The 14579-nt window shown below is 62.1% G+C and carries 13 protein-coding genes; 6 read left to right on the top strand and 7 right to left on the bottom strand.

Annotated features, from left to right (window positions below):
- The first annotated feature begins 229 nt into the window (after window positions 1-229).
- Both PAN31117_RS19255 and PAN31117_RS19250 read left to right on the top strand, forming a co-directional pair.
- On the top strand, window positions 230-1177 hold the full coding sequence (locus PAN31117_RS19255; RefSeq protein WP_150739613.1) for a LysR family transcriptional regulator: 948 nt from the start codon (window positions 230-232) through the stop codon (window positions 1175-1177).
- 303 nt (window positions 1178-1480) lie between these two features.
- Complete coding sequence (locus tag PAN31117_RS19250) at window positions 1481-1915, top strand: universal stress protein (protein ID WP_150739688.1); 435 nt, start codon at window positions 1481-1483, stop codon at window positions 1913-1915.
- Between the two features lie 259 nt (window positions 1916-2174).
- Here PAN31117_RS19250 and aceA read toward each other — a convergent pair whose 3' ends face one another.
- Window positions 2175-3497 (bottom strand): isocitrate lyase, encoded by a 1323-nt coding sequence (aceA, locus tag PAN31117_RS19245; protein ID WP_150577848.1) that lies wholly within the window; start codon window positions 3495-3497, stop codon window positions 2175-2177.
- 431 nt (window positions 3498-3928) lie between these two features.
- The gene (locus PAN31117_RS19240; RefSeq protein ID WP_150739612.1) at window positions 3929-4840 is read right to left on the bottom strand and encodes a DMT family transporter; all 912 of its coding nucleotides are present in this window, start codon (window positions 4838-4840) and stop codon (window positions 3929-3931) included.
- A 204-nt stretch (window positions 4841-5044) separates the two neighbouring features.
- Here PAN31117_RS19240 and PAN31117_RS19235 point away from each other — a divergent pair, with 204 nt between their 5' ends.
- Both PAN31117_RS19235 and PAN31117_RS19230 read left to right on the top strand, forming a co-directional pair.
- Window positions 5045-5893 carry an NADPH-dependent 7-cyano-7-deazaguanine reductase QueF gene (locus PAN31117_RS19235; RefSeq protein ID WP_150739611.1) on the top strand — a complete coding sequence of 283 codons (849 nt, stop codon included), beginning with the start codon at window positions 5045-5047 and terminating at the stop codon, window positions 5891-5893.
- Window positions 5894-5897: 4 nt separating this feature from the next.
- The gene (locus tag PAN31117_RS19230; protein WP_174991031.1) at window positions 5898-6701 is read left to right on the top strand and encodes a VUT family protein; all 804 of its coding nucleotides are present in this window, start codon (window positions 5898-5900) and stop codon (window positions 6699-6701) included.
- A gap of 16 nt (window positions 6702-6717) precedes the next feature.
- On the opposite strand, the gene PAN31117_RS19225 is transcribed toward PAN31117_RS19230, so the two are convergent.
- The gene (locus tag PAN31117_RS19225) at window positions 6718-7176 is read right to left on the bottom strand and encodes a gamma-glutamylcyclotransferase family protein (RefSeq protein WP_281349229.1); all 459 of its coding nucleotides are present in this window, start codon (window positions 7174-7176) and stop codon (window positions 6718-6720) included.
- 113 nt (window positions 7177-7289) lie between these two features.
- Between PAN31117_RS19225 and PAN31117_RS19220 the strand changes: the two genes are divergently transcribed.
- Window positions 7290-8189 carry an AraC family transcriptional regulator gene (locus PAN31117_RS19220; RefSeq protein ID WP_246189170.1) on the top strand — a complete coding sequence of 300 codons (900 nt, stop codon included), beginning with the start codon at window positions 7290-7292 and terminating at the stop codon, window positions 8187-8189.
- On the opposite strand, the gene PAN31117_RS19215 is transcribed toward PAN31117_RS19220, so the two are convergent.
- From PAN31117_RS19215 to clpB, 4 genes are all read right to left on the bottom strand, one after another.
- Window positions 8152-8985, bottom strand: a complete 834-nt coding sequence (locus tag PAN31117_RS19215) for a LytR/AlgR family response regulator transcription factor (protein ID WP_150739608.1) — start codon at window positions 8983-8985, stop codon at window positions 8152-8154. The genes PAN31117_RS19220 and PAN31117_RS19215 overlap by 38 nt on opposite strands.
- An 18-nt stretch (window positions 8986-9003) precedes the next feature.
- Window positions 9004-10185 carry a sensor histidine kinase gene (locus tag PAN31117_RS19210; RefSeq protein WP_174991030.1) on the bottom strand — a complete coding sequence of 394 codons (1182 nt, stop codon included), beginning with the start codon at window positions 10183-10185 and terminating at the stop codon, window positions 9004-9006.
- A gap of 8 nt (window positions 10186-10193) precedes the next feature.
- A complete protein-coding gene (locus PAN31117_RS19205) occupies window positions 10194-10784 on the bottom strand; it encodes a DUF2306 domain-containing protein (RefSeq protein WP_150739606.1) in 591 nt (196 codons plus the stop codon).
- 282 nt (window positions 10785-11066) lie between these two features.
- Entirely contained in the window at window positions 11067-13694 is a 2628-nt protein-coding gene (gene clpB / locus PAN31117_RS19200) for an ATP-dependent chaperone ClpB (RefSeq protein WP_150739605.1), read from the bottom strand.
- Window positions 13695-13966: 272 nt separating this feature from the next.
- On the opposite strand from clpB, the gene PAN31117_RS19195 reads away from it, so the two are divergent.
- Entirely contained in the window at window positions 13967-14518 is a 552-nt protein-coding gene (locus PAN31117_RS19195; protein ID WP_246189169.1) for a group III truncated hemoglobin, read from the top strand.
- Window positions 14519-14579: the final 61 nt, after the last annotated feature.

The raw sequence follows: 14579 nt of genomic DNA, 5'->3' as shown, positions 1-14579 counted from the left end.
GGATCTCCAACAGCTTGTTTATGTTCGGACGCACGCCGCAAGGAAGGGACTTCAGGGGCTTTGCACAGGGCCCTCACACCTCATCGGGCGTGTAGGACGCGCACTTCCGTCAATGCCGACGATCACGCGATCCGACAGCATTGCCCGCCGATTCTATTATTGATGCTGATCATCATAAATATGCATAGAAATCACTTTATCTATGACTTTTTAGTACATAATCGGCGTCATGGATCGCTTCAAACAAATCGAAACGTTCGTTGCCGTGGCCGCCAGGGGCAGTTTGTCCGGGGCTGCGGCGCTGGAAGGCGTGGCCCCGGCCGTGATCGGGCGGCGCATCGACGCGCTCGAATACCGGCTGGGCGTAAAGCTGCTCGTACGCACCACCCGTCGCGTGACGCTAACGTTCGAAGGCTCCGCCTTTCTGGAGGACTGCCAGCGCATTCTCAACGAGATGCACAACGCCGAAGCGGCCGTGTCGGCTGGCGGCGTGAAGGCCAGCGGGCATTTGCGACTGTCGGCCCCCGCCGGGTTCGGGCGACGCCATGTCGCCCCACTGCTGCCGGTGTTCATCGCGTCTCATCCGGACGTCACCGTCACCCTCGATCTGTCGGACCGGCTTGTCGATCTGGTCAATGAGGGCTTCGACTGCGCCATCCGGCTCGGTGAGTTGCCCGACTCCAGCCTCGTCTCACTGCGTCTCGGTGACAACCGGCGCGTGTGCGTGGCATCCCCCGACTACCTCGCTGCGCACGGCCGTCCCGAGTCGCTCGATGACCTCGCCCGCCACAACTGCCTGGCGTTCGGCTCGACGGCCAACCAGCAGCGCGGCTGGACTTTTGCGCAGGACGGCAAGGTCGTCACCATCCGCGTGAACGGAACGATGGAATGCACCGACGGCGCAGTGCTTCACGATTGGTGTCTGGAGGGTTACGGACTGGCGTGGCGCTCGTGGTGGGAGGTGGGGGACGACATTCGCGCCGGCCGGCTGACGACCGTGCTCGACACATTCGCCGCGCCGCCCATCGGCATCCACGCCGTGTTTCCTCAGCGCCGCCACCTGCCGCTGCGCGTGCGTCTGTTCATCGACCATCTCAGGCATCACTACGGCAGTTCGGCGTACTGGCAAGACGATGCGTCTCAAAATTTGCACGAAAGCGTGCACCAAAGCGCGTAGCCATACGCGTCTACGCGTCGATTTGACACATGACGTGAAACGCCCAGCCAGCAGGGGCGCGGGCTGCGGGCCATTCCTGAAAGAGAGGTCGGCGAGGAACGTTTGCTGCGGATAGCCCGTCTCAATATCGGGTTTGCCCCCGTTGTTGCGGCGCGCCAAAGCCATAGAATCGAAGCGAAGGGTCCGCAGGCGATGCTCGACAGGCATCGGAAGATGCAAGACAGCGGACTGGGTCCAAGACCGTGATACCTGCGCGAGCCTGTGAACGCGTGTTCAGCAACGCCAACTGCGGGAGGTCATATGTTGTTTACCCACATCCTCATTCCGACCGACGGCTCGGAGCTATCCCAAAAGGCTGTGACGGGCGGACTCGAACTGGCCCGTGCCCTGAACGCCAGAGTCACCGGCTACTGCTGTCTCGCCGAGTATCCCTACTCTCCATTTAGCGAATACGTGCTCGAAGCCCCGGCGACGTTCAGTGAACGCATCGCCGAAGAAGCCTGCGCGTATCTCGACGATCTCGCCCAGGCGGCCGCCGCCGCGGGTGTGCCCTTCGATCGCGACAGCTCGACCTTCCCCGCCCCTTATCTGGGCATCATCGACGCAGCGGAACGTCACGGGTGCGACGTCATCCTGATGGCCTCGCATGGGCGGCGCGGCCTCACCAGCCTGCTACTCGGCAGCGAAACACAACGCGTGCTCGTGCACTCGAAGATTCCGGTCCTCGTCTACCGTTGATCACATAGATGAAGCGGATGGCCTCGATGCCATCGACATCGTCGGCACCATGAAAAAAGGCCCGTGAGCGGGATAAGCTCACGAGCCTTTTCTCGTTCAGGCGTGCAGCGCAGTCATGGCGGCGACGGGAACGCCGCCCCAACTGCCCCGGCCGGATAAGCCGGACGCGCGGTCCTGACGCAATATCGTTCCGTCAGCGTACGACGTGCCCCCACGCGCATCGCCGCCGACGGGCGCATCGCGCCCTCCCTCAGCCCTGTCAGGCTGCCTTGACCTGCGCCTTCTTTTCGTCGAAGAACTGTTCGTCCTCCGTCGAACCCTTCAGGGCCGTGGTCGATGCGTCGCGCTCGATCGTTTGCGTAACGGCATCGAAGTAGCCCGTCCCCACCTCGCGCTGGTGCTTGACCGCCGTGAAGCCCTTGTCGGCGGCGGCGAATTCGGCTTCCTGCAACTCCACGAAGGCGCTCATCTGACGACGGGCGTAGCCGTGTGCCAGGTTGAACATCGAGTAGTTCAGGCTATGGAAGCCGGCCAGCGTGATGAACTGGAACTTGTAGCCCATCGCACCGAGTTCCTTCTGGAACTTGGCGATGGTCGCGTCGTCGAGGTTCTTCTTCCAGTTGAACGACGGCGAGCAGTTATACGAGAGCATCTTGCCCGGGAAGTGCTTGTGGATGCCTTCCGCGAATTGCTTGGCGAATTCGAGGTCCGGCTTGCCGGTTTCGCACCACACCAGATCAACGTACGGTGCGTAGGCAAGACCGCGAGCGATGGCTTGATCCAGACCGTTACGCGTGCGGTAGAAACCTTCGACCGTGCGCTCGCCGGTGCAGAACGGCTGGTCGAGCGGGTCGACGTCGGCCGTGATCAGGTCGGCCGCTTCGGCATCGGTACGGGCGATGAGCACCGTCGGCACGCCGAGTACGTCGGCCGCCAGACGCGCTGCAACGAGCTTCGCGACGGCTTCACGCGTCGGCACGAGCACCTTGCCGCCCATGTGGCCGCACTTCTTGACCGAGGCAAGTTGGTCTTCAAAGTGAACGCCACCGGCACCGGCTTCGATCATGGCCTTCATCAGTTCGAAGGCATTGAGCACGCCACCGAAACCAGCTTCCGCGTCGGCCACGATCGGCGCGAAGTAATCGATGTAGCCTTCATCGCCCGGGTTCTTGCCTTCCGACCATTGAATCTGGTCAGCGCGCGTGAAGGTGTTGTTGATACGGCGCACGACTTGCGGCACCGAGTTGGCCGGATACAGTGACTGGTCCGGATACATTTCGCCGGCGACATTGGCGTCGCCAGCGACTTGCCAACCCGACAAGTAGATGGCTTCGAGACCTGCCTTGACCTGCTGCATGGCCTGATTGCCCGTGAGCGCGCCGAGCGCATTCACGAACGGCTTCTCGTTGATCATGCTCCACAGGCGCTCGGCACCACGGCGGGCCAGCGTTTGTTCCGGCTGGATCGAACCACGCAGACGCACCACGTCTTCGGCCGAGTAGCCACGCTTGATGCCCTTCCAGCGGGGGTTGTTCGCCCAGTCCTGTTCGAGTTGCTTCACTTGCTCTTGGCGCGTCGTCATGATGATCTCTCCTGGTTTCTCGATACAAATAAAAGGGGGTGACTCTTTGCTGCCCTGTGATCGCCGGCCCCGCGGTTGACCGCGCTCGGCGCCTCCAAATCGGCAGGTCTTGTATAAGAGTTTAGGGATTTCTCACGCAACGCAACAGAATGAATTGGCGCTCAAACACATCTTTTTTATTTATATAAATCAATCACATAACAAAATAATTTCTTTATGTGAAACGCTATTTTCCTTCCTGAAATCACGATGTTGTGCCAAGCAGCGCAAATTTTTACGCACCGCAAAGACATTCCACATCATGAAAAAAAGCCGATGACGCTGGTCATCGGCCTTCGGGAAGTCTCGGGAGGGTTCACTATGCGCCGGGGCGCACAACACTGGACGTCGGTTTCTGGCCTCCCGGCGTCTCAGCAAATCCGGGGCGCTCTCTATGAAGCTGCACGGCTCGTCGACGGCACGGCCTTCGGCGGCTTACACACGAGCCAGACGGCCAGTGCAATGAAACATCCGCCAAAGAAGTGAGCCATCGTGACGGCCTCGTTCATGAACAATGCGCCCCAGAGCACACCGAACGGCGGAATCAGGAAAGTGACGGTCAGCGAGCGCAACGGTCCGAGATCCGCGATCAGGCGGAAGAACAACATATAGGCGATGGCGCTGCACAGGAAGCCGAGCGCTGCCATGGCGGCCCAGACGCCGCCGGTGGCTGGCCCGGGAATGCCTTGCGTTGCGCAGATGTAGCCGAAGAACGGCAGCAGAACGATCGCCGCACCCAGTTGGCTACCGAATGCCACGAGCTTCGCGTCGAGGCCGCCGCGCTCAGTGATCCAGCGCTTGGTCAGGTAACCGGCAAGGCCGTAGCACGAGGTGGCGACGAGACACGCCAGCGCGCCCATCACGACCGGTCCGGACATCGTGACCGGGCCGGTACGCGTGAGCACGGCCACGCCGATCAGCCCCAGTAGCACGCCTAGACTCTTGACCCCCGTCAGACGTTCACGGAAAAACAGCGTGCCGATCACCACGCCCATCAGTGGCGTGGTGGCATTGAGAATCGCGGAGTATCCGGCGGGCAGCACGCGCGCCGCGAGGCAATACATGACGAACGGAATGCCCGAATTGATCACGCCGAGCACCATCGCGGCCCCGAGCAACCCTTTGAACTCCCAACGAACGCGCATCGCCAGCAGAATGACCGCGAGCCCGATGGCACCGAGCGTCACGCGAAAGAACGCGGTCGGCAATGGCCCGAGCGCAGGCACGATGATGCGCATGAAAAGAAAGCTGGCTCCCCAGATGGCGGAGAGCGTCAACAAACGGGTGATGTCGGATGAACGCATGGTCGGACAGGCGGCGCGAGCGGCCGCCACGAGAGGATCGGAATGCGTGAATCCTCCCACATCGGGACGGGGAGCGCTGGTCATAATCGGACATGGCGACGTCACCCCGACGAGGGCGCTGCGATGCATCGGCCCCCTTAAATGGTGAATCGCCCCATTCGCTTTTCGGAATCCGCGCATTGAAAGGCCAAAACGTCGTGCGATATGGTCTTGAGTCGAACCTCCGGAGCTTCACACGAAATGACGTATCGAAATTTGCAGGCGCTTTCTCATCGAACGACTCTCCACCCGATTCCCCGATCCCGTTTGCAATATTGCCCCCCCGAAAGCACGAACGTCCCGCGAGGATACGACCTGTGGAATCACTATGAAATCAGTTGGATGGACATGCACGAGCGCCCCCAGATCGCCGTCGTGGAGCTGGTGATTCCGTGCGACTCGCCTTACACACTAGAGATGGCAGATGCGCAGCGCTATTTCCTCGCGCTTCGAGAGTGCCGTTTCGAATCGTCGGAAGCACTGGAATCGCATATCGCGTCGGAGTTGTCTCGATGTCTTCAGGCCTACGTCCTCGTTCGTAGCACGCCGGTGCGCCAGGCGGTGCGAACGACCGCCGCATGTGGGCCGGTGGCGCGATCGCTGGATACTGAGCCCGTTGGCGTGATCCGAGGTGGCGTCGATGCCCATCTGTTGCGCATCCATCGCGACGCCAATACATTGCCAGCGTCACCGGCCCGCGAATGTCTAACCTCGGATCTGTTGAGCGTACGGTGCCCCCTCAGCGCAGGCGTCGACTATGGCACGGTATGGTTCGATTACACAGGCCCGTCCATCTGCTCGCGTTCGCTGTTGGCGTACGTTCTCTCCTTTCGGGATAGCGAGATGTACATCGAGCAATGCGTGGAGACGCTTTTTGCCGACATCCTCATGCAATGCAGGCCGTCGCGCCTGTGCGTCGGCGCACGCTTTACCCGCCGTTATGGGCTCGACATCAATCCCGTACGCTCGACGCACGGCGTCGCCATCACCAATGAACGCACTATTCGCCAGTGACCGTATGACTGATCTTGCTCCGACGTTGTCTCCCGAGAGCCTCGTCCCCTCACAGCAGGCGGCACACATCACACCCGCCGTGATTGTGCTAGCCATCGGCTTCGTCAGTTTTCTCCTGATATCGAATGCGCTGGGCGCGCGCGTGTGTGAAGTCACGCTGCCATGGACCGTCGCAGGCGAGCCGTTCCGGCTCACGTTTTCTGCCGCGCTGATCAGCTTCCCGTTTGCCTATCTCTTCTCGTCGGTACTGACCGAGGTCTACGGTTATCGCATCAGCCGCGTTGTGATCTGGAGCGGCCTTGCCGCAAATCTGGTGATGCTGGTTTTTCTTTGGCTGATGTCCTTGCTGCCCACTGAGCCCCTATGGGCCGGGCAAACCGGCTTTACCGACGAAGTGCAGCGCCATTGGTTCGAATCCATCGCCCATATGTTTCTGGCGTCGGTGTCGGCGTGCATGGTCGGGGAATTTGCCAATGCTGCTACGCTGGCACGTATGAAAATCGCGATGCATGGCCGTCTCGCAAGCGTCCGCTTCGTCGCCGGAAGTGCGCTCGCCGCACTGCTCGACTCCGTCGTCTTCGTGGTTGTCGCGTTTGCTTACGTGCTCGACATCGACGCCATGGCGCGTATGGCTGGGCTCGAATTCGTCTTCAAATGTGCCCTGCAATGGCTTGTTCTGCCGATGACGGTCGGCCTCGCCCGATGGCTCAAACGCACCGATGGTATCGATCATTACGACATCGGCACGTCGCTGAACCCGTTCGGCTTTCGCTTGTCACGAGCGCAAGCCTCGGGCAGTCGTCGATAGCGGCGAGCCTCGCCAACTACGCTGCGTCGGCGTCCCGTGCTTGGCGATAGGTGACCCAATCGCCATCAGGGATGCGGGGCAACTGGCTGATCGCTGCCGCATCCACCGGGTAGACGATGCACGCGTACGTGGCACCGGCGCACGCCACATCGAGCATCTCCCGCACGAACAGGCCTGCCTCGCCCGGATAGACGGCTTCGATTTCGTCGAGCACCGGGATCAATGCCGCGTCTATCCGGTAGACGTCACCGGTCACGCGCTCATCCACGCCTACGCCCAGCACCATCCCCGGATAGCTGCCGAAGTCGTAAAGCTGCCCGCCCAGCGTTGTGGTGCCAACGTATGTCGGAGCCGCAATATCGTGACGCTCCGCCGCGCGCATCATGTCGTTGATCTCTCCAGCGCGCAACGTGCCGTAGACGAAGACGTACACGGCATCGAGTCGCGCATCGACCGGGATGGATTGGGTAGACACTGCTTGGACAGCAGGCACAACAGGCGCGAGGCTGGGCATGACAGGCATCCCGTTCGAGAGTGACAGGCAACGAGTTTACACTTACAAAATTCCAATTGTCGCGATCACACGTCATGCCGACCCTCATGTCCGCGCCAGCCGGTCCGACGGATGCCGAGCCGCCGGGCCTCAAACCCCTGCCCGCCTCTCAGGCCGAGTTCGACAACTACGTCGTACCGGACACCTTCACGCCGACACCGTCGCGCCCGGTGCGCTTGCGCGCCCGGCCGTTGCGCGATGGCATCCGTGTTCCGAATCATCGTCATGCATGGGCACAGGTCGCTTACACCCCGCGAGGCGTCATCCAGATCGCCGTGGCCGACGCGGCATGGATTGTGCCACCCTCACGTGCAATCTGGATTCCGCCCGACATCGAACACAGCCTGCTGGTCAACGAGCCATCGTATCTGCGCACACTGTACGTGCATCCCGACGTGATCCCCTCAGGGCTCGATCAATGTCGTGTGGTGGAAGTCTCCGCGCTGCTGCGGGAATTGATCGCCGCCATCGACGTGCCCGGCCACGATCTCGATCCGCCCCGCGAGCAATTGCTCGGCGCACTGATTCTCGACGAACTGCGACGCGCTTCCCCGCTGCCACTGGAAGTCCCGCTTCCCCGCGACAAGCGCCTGCTCACGTTATGTACGGCGATGCTCGCCGATCCGGCCCGCGCCTGGACGCTCGATCAATGGGCGCGCTTCGCTGGTGCCAGCCCGCGCACGATCGGGCGTCTGTTTCGTCAGGAACTCAATATGAGCTTCGTGCAATGGCGTCAGCAGGCGCTGCTCGCGCACGCGATTCCGCTCGCGTCCAAAGGCTATCCGCTTTCGCGTATCGCGCGCGAACTCGGCTATCGGAGTCAGAGCGCGTTCTCCGCGATGTTCAAGCGCACCTTCGGACGTACGCCGACTGACTTTTTCGCGACCGCCCCCGACACTACATTTGTCGGAACAGATGAGCGTACTGACGACTGACCGCCACGCGGTCTTTGCGGCGTTTGAGTTTGAGTGTCAGACGTCCGAGCGGCGTATGCTGCGCGCTCACGACTTCCCCTACATTGACGACGGTGCTGCGATGCACCTGCCAGAATCGCGACGGATCGAGCTGCGGCAATAGCTCGCGCAGACTCGTGCGGATGAGCAGGTCACCTTCGACCGTCGCCACCACGACATACTTGTCCGCCGCTTCGAAAAAGCAAATGTCCTCGACGGGCACGATCCGGACTTCGTCGCGCACCGATGCACGCACGAACTGGAGATACTCACGGGGACTCTGTCCGTTCTGACTCGCCCGTCCCGTAGGCGCGCTCTGGGATGACACGGACGGCCGCCCCTCTCCCGTCTCCAGATGCGTACGCAAGGTCGTCAGCAACTTCGAGAGCGTATCGCCCGTCGGCGCGTCCAGCCGTTCGCGCACGCGCGCGACCGTCCGGGCCAGACGCTCCGGCGCCACCGGCTTGAGCAGGTAATCGACAGCCGCCGCGTCGAAGGCCTCCAGCGCGAACCGGTCGAACGCCGTCACAAATACGATCTGAGGCGGTCGGCTCAATCGCGCACACGCCAGCGCAACCTCGATACCAGTCGCCCCCGGCATCGAGATGTCGAGAAATACAACGTCCGGTTGCGACCGGGCGATGGCGGCAATCGCCGATGTGCCGTCGGGTGCTACGGGCAGCATCTGCAAGTCGGGCCATGCCTGCGCAAGCATGGCGCGCAACGCGTCGGCGAGCAACGGTTCATCTTCGGCGATCAGGGCGACGGGGGATGTCATGCACTCCACTCTCTGCGACTAGAAACCTCTGCCATTTGCGCTGCCCGCTTCGGCTCCCTGCCCGGGCGACGCCACAGGCAAGCGCAATGTTGCGACGACGCCCCGCGGTACGCCCTCGGCGAGCGTGAGTCGTGCATCGTCGCCATAGAGCACCCGCAGGCGCTCCCGGATATTCGTCAAGCCGATGCCGAACGTCCGTTCCGCCGCATCGCCCCCAGTATTCGCACGTGCGACGGGAAAGCCTGCACCGTCGTCTGTAACGCGCACTACGATCTGGTCCTCGCCAGAGGTCGTCCGTTCGCACCACGCGCTCACCGACACGCTCGCGCCACCCGACAGAGGCTCGACACCGTGCTTCACCGCGTTCTCCACCAGCGGCTGCACGAGCATGGGGGGCAAACGCACAGCGCGGCATTCGTCAGGCAAATCGAACGTGTAGCGCAAACGCTCGCCGAAGCGCACCTGCTGGATGGCCAGTAATGCTTCAAGTAACGCGAACTCGTCTGCGAGCGGCGTGGTCTCCGAGCGGGTCGCTGCCAGCGACGCACGCAAGAAGCGATTCAGATGGCCGAGCAGTACACGCGCCCGGGCCGGGTCGCTCGCGATCAGCGAATCGAGATTCGCCAGCACGTTGAAGAGGAAGTGCGGCTCCAGCTGCGCCTGAAGAGTCTGCAGTTTCGCGTACACCAGTTGACGGTCGGCCGCGGCTTCGCGCAACGCCTGATGCGCCGTCTCCTCACTCAACTGAGCGATGCGCGCGCGCGACCAGCCGTGATAGCTGCCAATCGCCGTCGCGATCAGCGCGATCAGCAGGACGATGGGCATCGAATGGCCGTTGACAGGACGCCACATCGTGATCGGCAGACCGAGGAGTATCGTCCCCGTCGCAATGCCGAGCGCCAGGCCTGCTGCGCAACCGAACGCGACAAGCAGCAGGAACCCCGCCATCGATGGCCGTGCATCGCGCCAGATCAACCGGCGTCCGCCGTCGATAAACACCGTGATGGCGATACCGATGCACTGCGCAAACGCCAGATTTTGCACGAAGGAGCCGCCGAAGCCGATGAACCAGAGTGCCAGCGCGATGGCCGTGTTGAAAAGCAGCACACCCGCGAGTTCACGCGCAAATCGAAGCCACAGGCCACGCGTCTCGATGACGCGGCCCGGCTGCGCGGCCTGAGCGGATTGCGATGATTTCATGGTCGAAGTCATTGTTGTGCGCCTCCGGCTCCGCTCCAGCCCGCTCCTGCGATCATCGCAAGCGGGCCCGACCCGGACTTCGGTCGCTTGAGTGCTATTTCAGGTGTCTCGTCGTGTGCTCGGGCTAGCGGATCGTTTTGCGCCTGGTGAAGCCCTTCACTGTGCCCGTCATCCAGCGTCTCTGTATGCGTCTGTTTTAATGTCCCTATCGGCCGTGCATCATGTTGCCACATCTGCGCGAACGCGTTGCCGAGCGCGCGCCCAGGCACCGCCACGGCCGCGACGCCCGCGATGACCAGTCCGGTGAACAGCCCCATCATCTGCCGCCGATGCGCCGCCACGTCGCCGCGCCGAATCGCCAGCACGGCAAGCGCCAGCCCGACCAGCACGTACGCCGAAAGCGCATGCAGCCACGAAAAGTTGCCGTGACCCAACTCCCGGATGCCGAAGCTCGTCGCTGCCGTCGCCGTCATCGCCGACACCCACAGGCGTCCCGCCCACCGGTGCCGGGGTGTGCCGCGCCGCATGAGCAAAATACCCGCGCCCAACAAAACGGCGGCCGTCGCTACGGCCACGTGGATCGCTACTATCGTCGTCATGACGTCCTCACAGGGTTCGAATCATGACCTGACGATAAGCAAGCACGGCGCGTCTCGCAGCCCGCTTGCGACGAACGGTTTGCCGTAGACGCCAACCGCAGCCTCGCCGACGCGAATGGTGCGCGGTTTGTCACGCCACCACCCGGCGATCTGCAAGGCAATGCGATGGTCGCGCATTTTCGCCGACGATTGTGACAGGACGACGCATCGCCCCACACACGAAAAAAAACCCCGCGCCTCTTGCGAAACGCGGGGATGATTCGGCCAGTCAACCGGTCAGGCTTACTCGGCGGCGGCCTCGGTCGCCTTGTTCACCTGCGCGGCAGTCTCGCCATCGAAGGTGAAGCGGCCATTGCGCCAGTCGACCGGGATCGTGTCCTTCGGGCCGAACGTGCCGGCGAGCACCAGCTTGGCGACCGGGTTCTCGATCTCCTGCTGAATCGCGCGCTTCAGTGGCCGTGCCCCGAATACCGGGTCGAAGCCTTCGCGCGCCACATGCGTGAGCGCCGCCTTGGTGACTTCGAGATTCATGTCGAGCTTTGCCAGACGCTGACGCAAGATCTCGATCTGAATCGTGGCAATCGACTCGATATGCTTCTGGTCGAGTCCGTGGAACACCACGACTTCGTCGATCCGGTTCAGGAACTCCGGACGGAAGTGATCCTTGATCTCCGTCCAGACGGCGTCCTTGATCCGCTCCTGCGGCTCGCCCACCATCGACTGAATCATCGACGAACCGAGGTTCGACGTCATCACGATCACCGTGTTCTTGAAGTCCACGGTACGTCCCTGACCGTCGGTCATGCGACCATCGTCCAGCACCTGCAGCAGCACGTTGAATACGTCCGGGTGCGCCTTCTCGACTTCGTCGAGCAGAATCACGCTGTACGGCTTACGACGCACGGCTTCGGTCAGATAACCGCCTTCTTCGTACCCAACGTAGCCCGGAGGCGCCCCGATCAGACGCGCTACGCTGTGCTTCTCCATGAATTCGCTCATGTCGATACGGATGAGGTGATCCTCCGAATCGAACAGGAACATCGCGAGTGCCTTGCACAGTTCGGTCTTGCCCACACCGGTCGGCCCGAGGAACAGGAACGAACCGTACGGACGATTCGGATCCGCCAACCCCGCACGCGAACGACGGATGGCGTCGGCCACGGCCGTAATCGCCTCGTCCTGTCCAATGACGCGCTCGTGCAGCTTGTCTTCCATCTTGAGCAGCTTCTCGCGCTCGCCCTGCATCATCTTCGACACCGGAATGCCCGTGGCGCGCGAGACGACGTCCGCAATCTCTTCCGTGCCCACTTGCGTGCGCAGCAGACGCGGTTGCGACTGCTGACCCGCCGCTTCGGCGGCATCTGCATCCTTCAACTGCGCTTCGAGCTGCGGTAGCTTGCCATATTGCAACTCAGCGACCTTGTCGAGCTTGCCTTCGCGTTGCAGCTTGGCGATCTCGGCACGCATGCGGTCGATCTCTTCCTTGACCTGCGCACTGCCCTGCACCGCCGCCTTCTCGGCCGTCCACACTTCTTCGAGATCGGCGTACTCACGCTCCAGGCGCGAAATCTCTTCCTCGATCAGCGCCAGACGCTTCTGCGACGCTTCGTCCGTTTCCTTCTTGATGGCTTCGCGCTCGATCTTCAACTGGATGAGACGACGGTCGAGCTTGTCCATCACTTCCGGCTTCGAGTCGATTTCCATCTTGATCTTCGACGCGGCTTCGTCGATCAGATCGATGGCCTTGTCCGGCAGGAAGCGATCGGTGATGTAGCGCTGGCTAAGTTCAGCCGCCGCAACGATGGCCGGGTCGGTAATCTCCACACCGTGGTGCAGTTCGTACTTCTCCTGCAAACCGCGCAAAATCGCGATCGTCGCTTCGACGCTCGGCTCTTCGACCAGCACCTTCTGGAAGCGACGCTCCAATGCGGCGTCCTTCTCGATGTATTTACGATACTCGTCGAGCGTGGTGGCCCCGATGCAATGCAACTCGCCGCGCGCGAGCGCTGGCTTGAGCATGTTGCCCGCATCCATCGCACCTTCGGCCTTGCCCGCGCCGACCATCGTGTGAATTTCGTCGATGAACAGGATCGTGCGGCCTTCGTCCTTGGCAATGTCGTTGAGCACGCTCTTCAGGCGCTCTTCGAACTCGCCGCGGAACTTCGCACCGGCCAGCAGCCCGGCCATATCGAGCGCGAGCACGCGCTTGTTCTTGAGCGACTCCGGCACTTCGCCGTTGACGATACGTTGTGCGAGCCCTTCCACGATGGCCGTTTTACCCACCCCCGGCTCACCGATGAGCACAGGGTTGTTCTTGGTACGGCGTTGCAGGATCTGAATCGTGCGACGAATTTCGTCGTCGCGGCCGATCACCGGATCGAGCTTGCCGGACGCGGCGCGCTCGGTCAGATCGAGCGTGTATTTCTTGAGGGCTTCGCGCTGGTTTTCGGCATCCTGGCTATCGACGGATGCACCACCGCGCACGCCTTCGATGGCGGCTTCCAGCGATTTACGGGTGAGGCCACGGCCGCGAGCGAGCTTGCCCGTCTCGCCCTTGTCGTCGGCGAGCGCGAGCAGGAACATCTCGCTGGCGATGTAGCTGTCGCCATGCTTCTGCGCTTCCTTGTCGGCCTGATTGAGCAGGCCCGCGAGTTCGCGGCTGACCTGCACGTTGCCGTCGGTGCCCTGCACCTGCGGCAGCTTCGCGATGGCCGTTTCGATGTCGTGCGCCAGCGGCTGAACCTGCACGCCTGCGCGCTGCAACAACGAGCGGGCAGCGCCCTCGGGTTGTGCGATCAGCGCGGCGAGAAGGTGCAGCGGCTCGATATATTGCTGGTCGCGACCGACTGCCATGCTTTGGGCATCAGCCAGCGCTTCCAGGAACTGCGTGGTGAATTTGTCTTGTCGCATCTAGTGCTCCGGTAAGAAATCTCTCTGGATCGGATGTGCGGACAAGCCCCTGTGGTTTCAAGGGGCATTACAGCGCGACGTTTGACATTTCGCGCAACGCCGGACGAGACGCCGGCTTCAGGCTTGCCAGGCGGGGAAGACGACGGAATCGCTGCCCTGCGCCGGACGCGTGGTGCGTTGGGACAACCGCAGGACACGCCCGGGTTTGAAGCTCATAATAGCGACTTTCAGCACGCCGCACCATGCGTCATCCGGGCACCGAAACACCCGAAATGACATCGCTGTCGGCCCCCGCACCCGCCGAAATGTCCGCCGAATCCACGCTTCCGACGACCGCAAGATCTGCCAGCCAGCCCGCCATCGACCCACTGGAATGGCCGACGGCTCGCATCGCCGATATAGACGAGGACGCCGTACGCCTGCTCGTCCATACGTTCTATGGCCGCATTCGCGACGACGACCTGCTTGGCCCGGTGTTCCGGCAAGCGCTCGAAGGCCGCTGGGACATGCATCTGGAAAAGATGGTGGCGTTCTGGTCCAGCATTGTGCTCGGTGCCAAACGGTATCGCGGCAATGTGACGCAGGCGCATCAGCCATTCGGGCATCTCAGCGGCGAGCACTTCAGCCGCTGGCTCGCGCTCTTCTTCGATACGCTCGACAAGCTGTTCGAGCCGCAAGCGGCGTTCGCCTTCGCGGAACCGGCCATCCGCATCGCCGAGAGCCTTCAACTGAACCTGTTCGGATGGGAATACACGTTGCCGCCCGCGCAGCGCGCCTTGCTCGACAGCATCAAGCAAAGACGGCCAACTCGGCAGCACGATTGATACGATCGGCGAAAATCAAAGCATTTCGACGACGTTATTTGAAGTAAGCGAGGAAATTGGA

It is taken from the genome of Pandoraea anapnoica, from assembly GCF_902459765.1.
Classification (GTDB): domain Bacteria; phylum Pseudomonadota; class Gammaproteobacteria; order Burkholderiales; family Burkholderiaceae; genus Pandoraea; species Pandoraea anapnoica.
Note: the sequence above shows the minus strand (reverse complement) of the source record. Positions and strands in the feature narration are given on the sequence as shown.

Excerpts from the sequence above, each read along its gene's own strand:
- PAN31117_RS19255 (WP_150739613.1), top strand. The coding sequence starts at position 230 with ATGGATCGCTTCAAACAAATCGAAACGTTCGTTGCCGTGGCCGCCAGG.
- aceA (WP_150577848.1), bottom strand. The coding sequence starts at position 3,497 with ATGACGACGCGCCAAGAGCAAGTGAAGCAACTCGAACAGGACTGGGCG.
- PAN31117_RS19240 (WP_150739612.1), bottom strand. The coding sequence starts at position 4,840 with ATGCGTTCATCCGACATCACCCGTTTGTTGACGCTCTCCGCCATCTGG.
- PAN31117_RS19235 (WP_150739611.1), top strand. The coding sequence starts at position 5,045 with ATGGTCTTGAGTCGAACCTCCGGAGCTTCACACGAAATGACGTATCGA.
- PAN31117_RS19230 (WP_174991031.1), top strand. The coding sequence starts at position 5,898 with ATGACTGATCTTGCTCCGACGTTGTCTCCCGAGAGCCTCGTCCCCTCA.
- PAN31117_RS19220 (WP_246189170.1), top strand. The coding sequence starts at position 7,290 with ATGCCGACCCTCATGTCCGCGCCAGCCGGTCCGACGGATGCCGAGCCG.
- PAN31117_RS19215 (WP_150739608.1), bottom strand. The coding sequence starts at position 8,985 with ATGACATCCCCCGTCGCCCTGATCGCCGAAGATGAACCGTTGCTCGCC.
- PAN31117_RS19210 (WP_174991030.1), bottom strand. The coding sequence starts at position 10,185 with ATGAAATCATCGCAATCCGCTCAGGCCGCGCAGCCGGGCCGCGTCATC.
- PAN31117_RS19205 (WP_150739606.1), bottom strand. The coding sequence starts at position 10,784 with ATGACGACGATAGTAGCGATCCACGTGGCCGTAGCGACGGCCGCCGTT.
- clpB (WP_150739605.1), bottom strand. The coding sequence starts at position 13,694 with ATGCGACAAGACAAATTCACCACGCAGTTCCTGGAAGCGCTGGCTGAT.
- PAN31117_RS19195 (WP_246189169.1), top strand. The coding sequence starts at position 13,967 with ATGACATCGCTGTCGGCCCCCGCACCCGCCGAAATGTCCGCCGAATCC.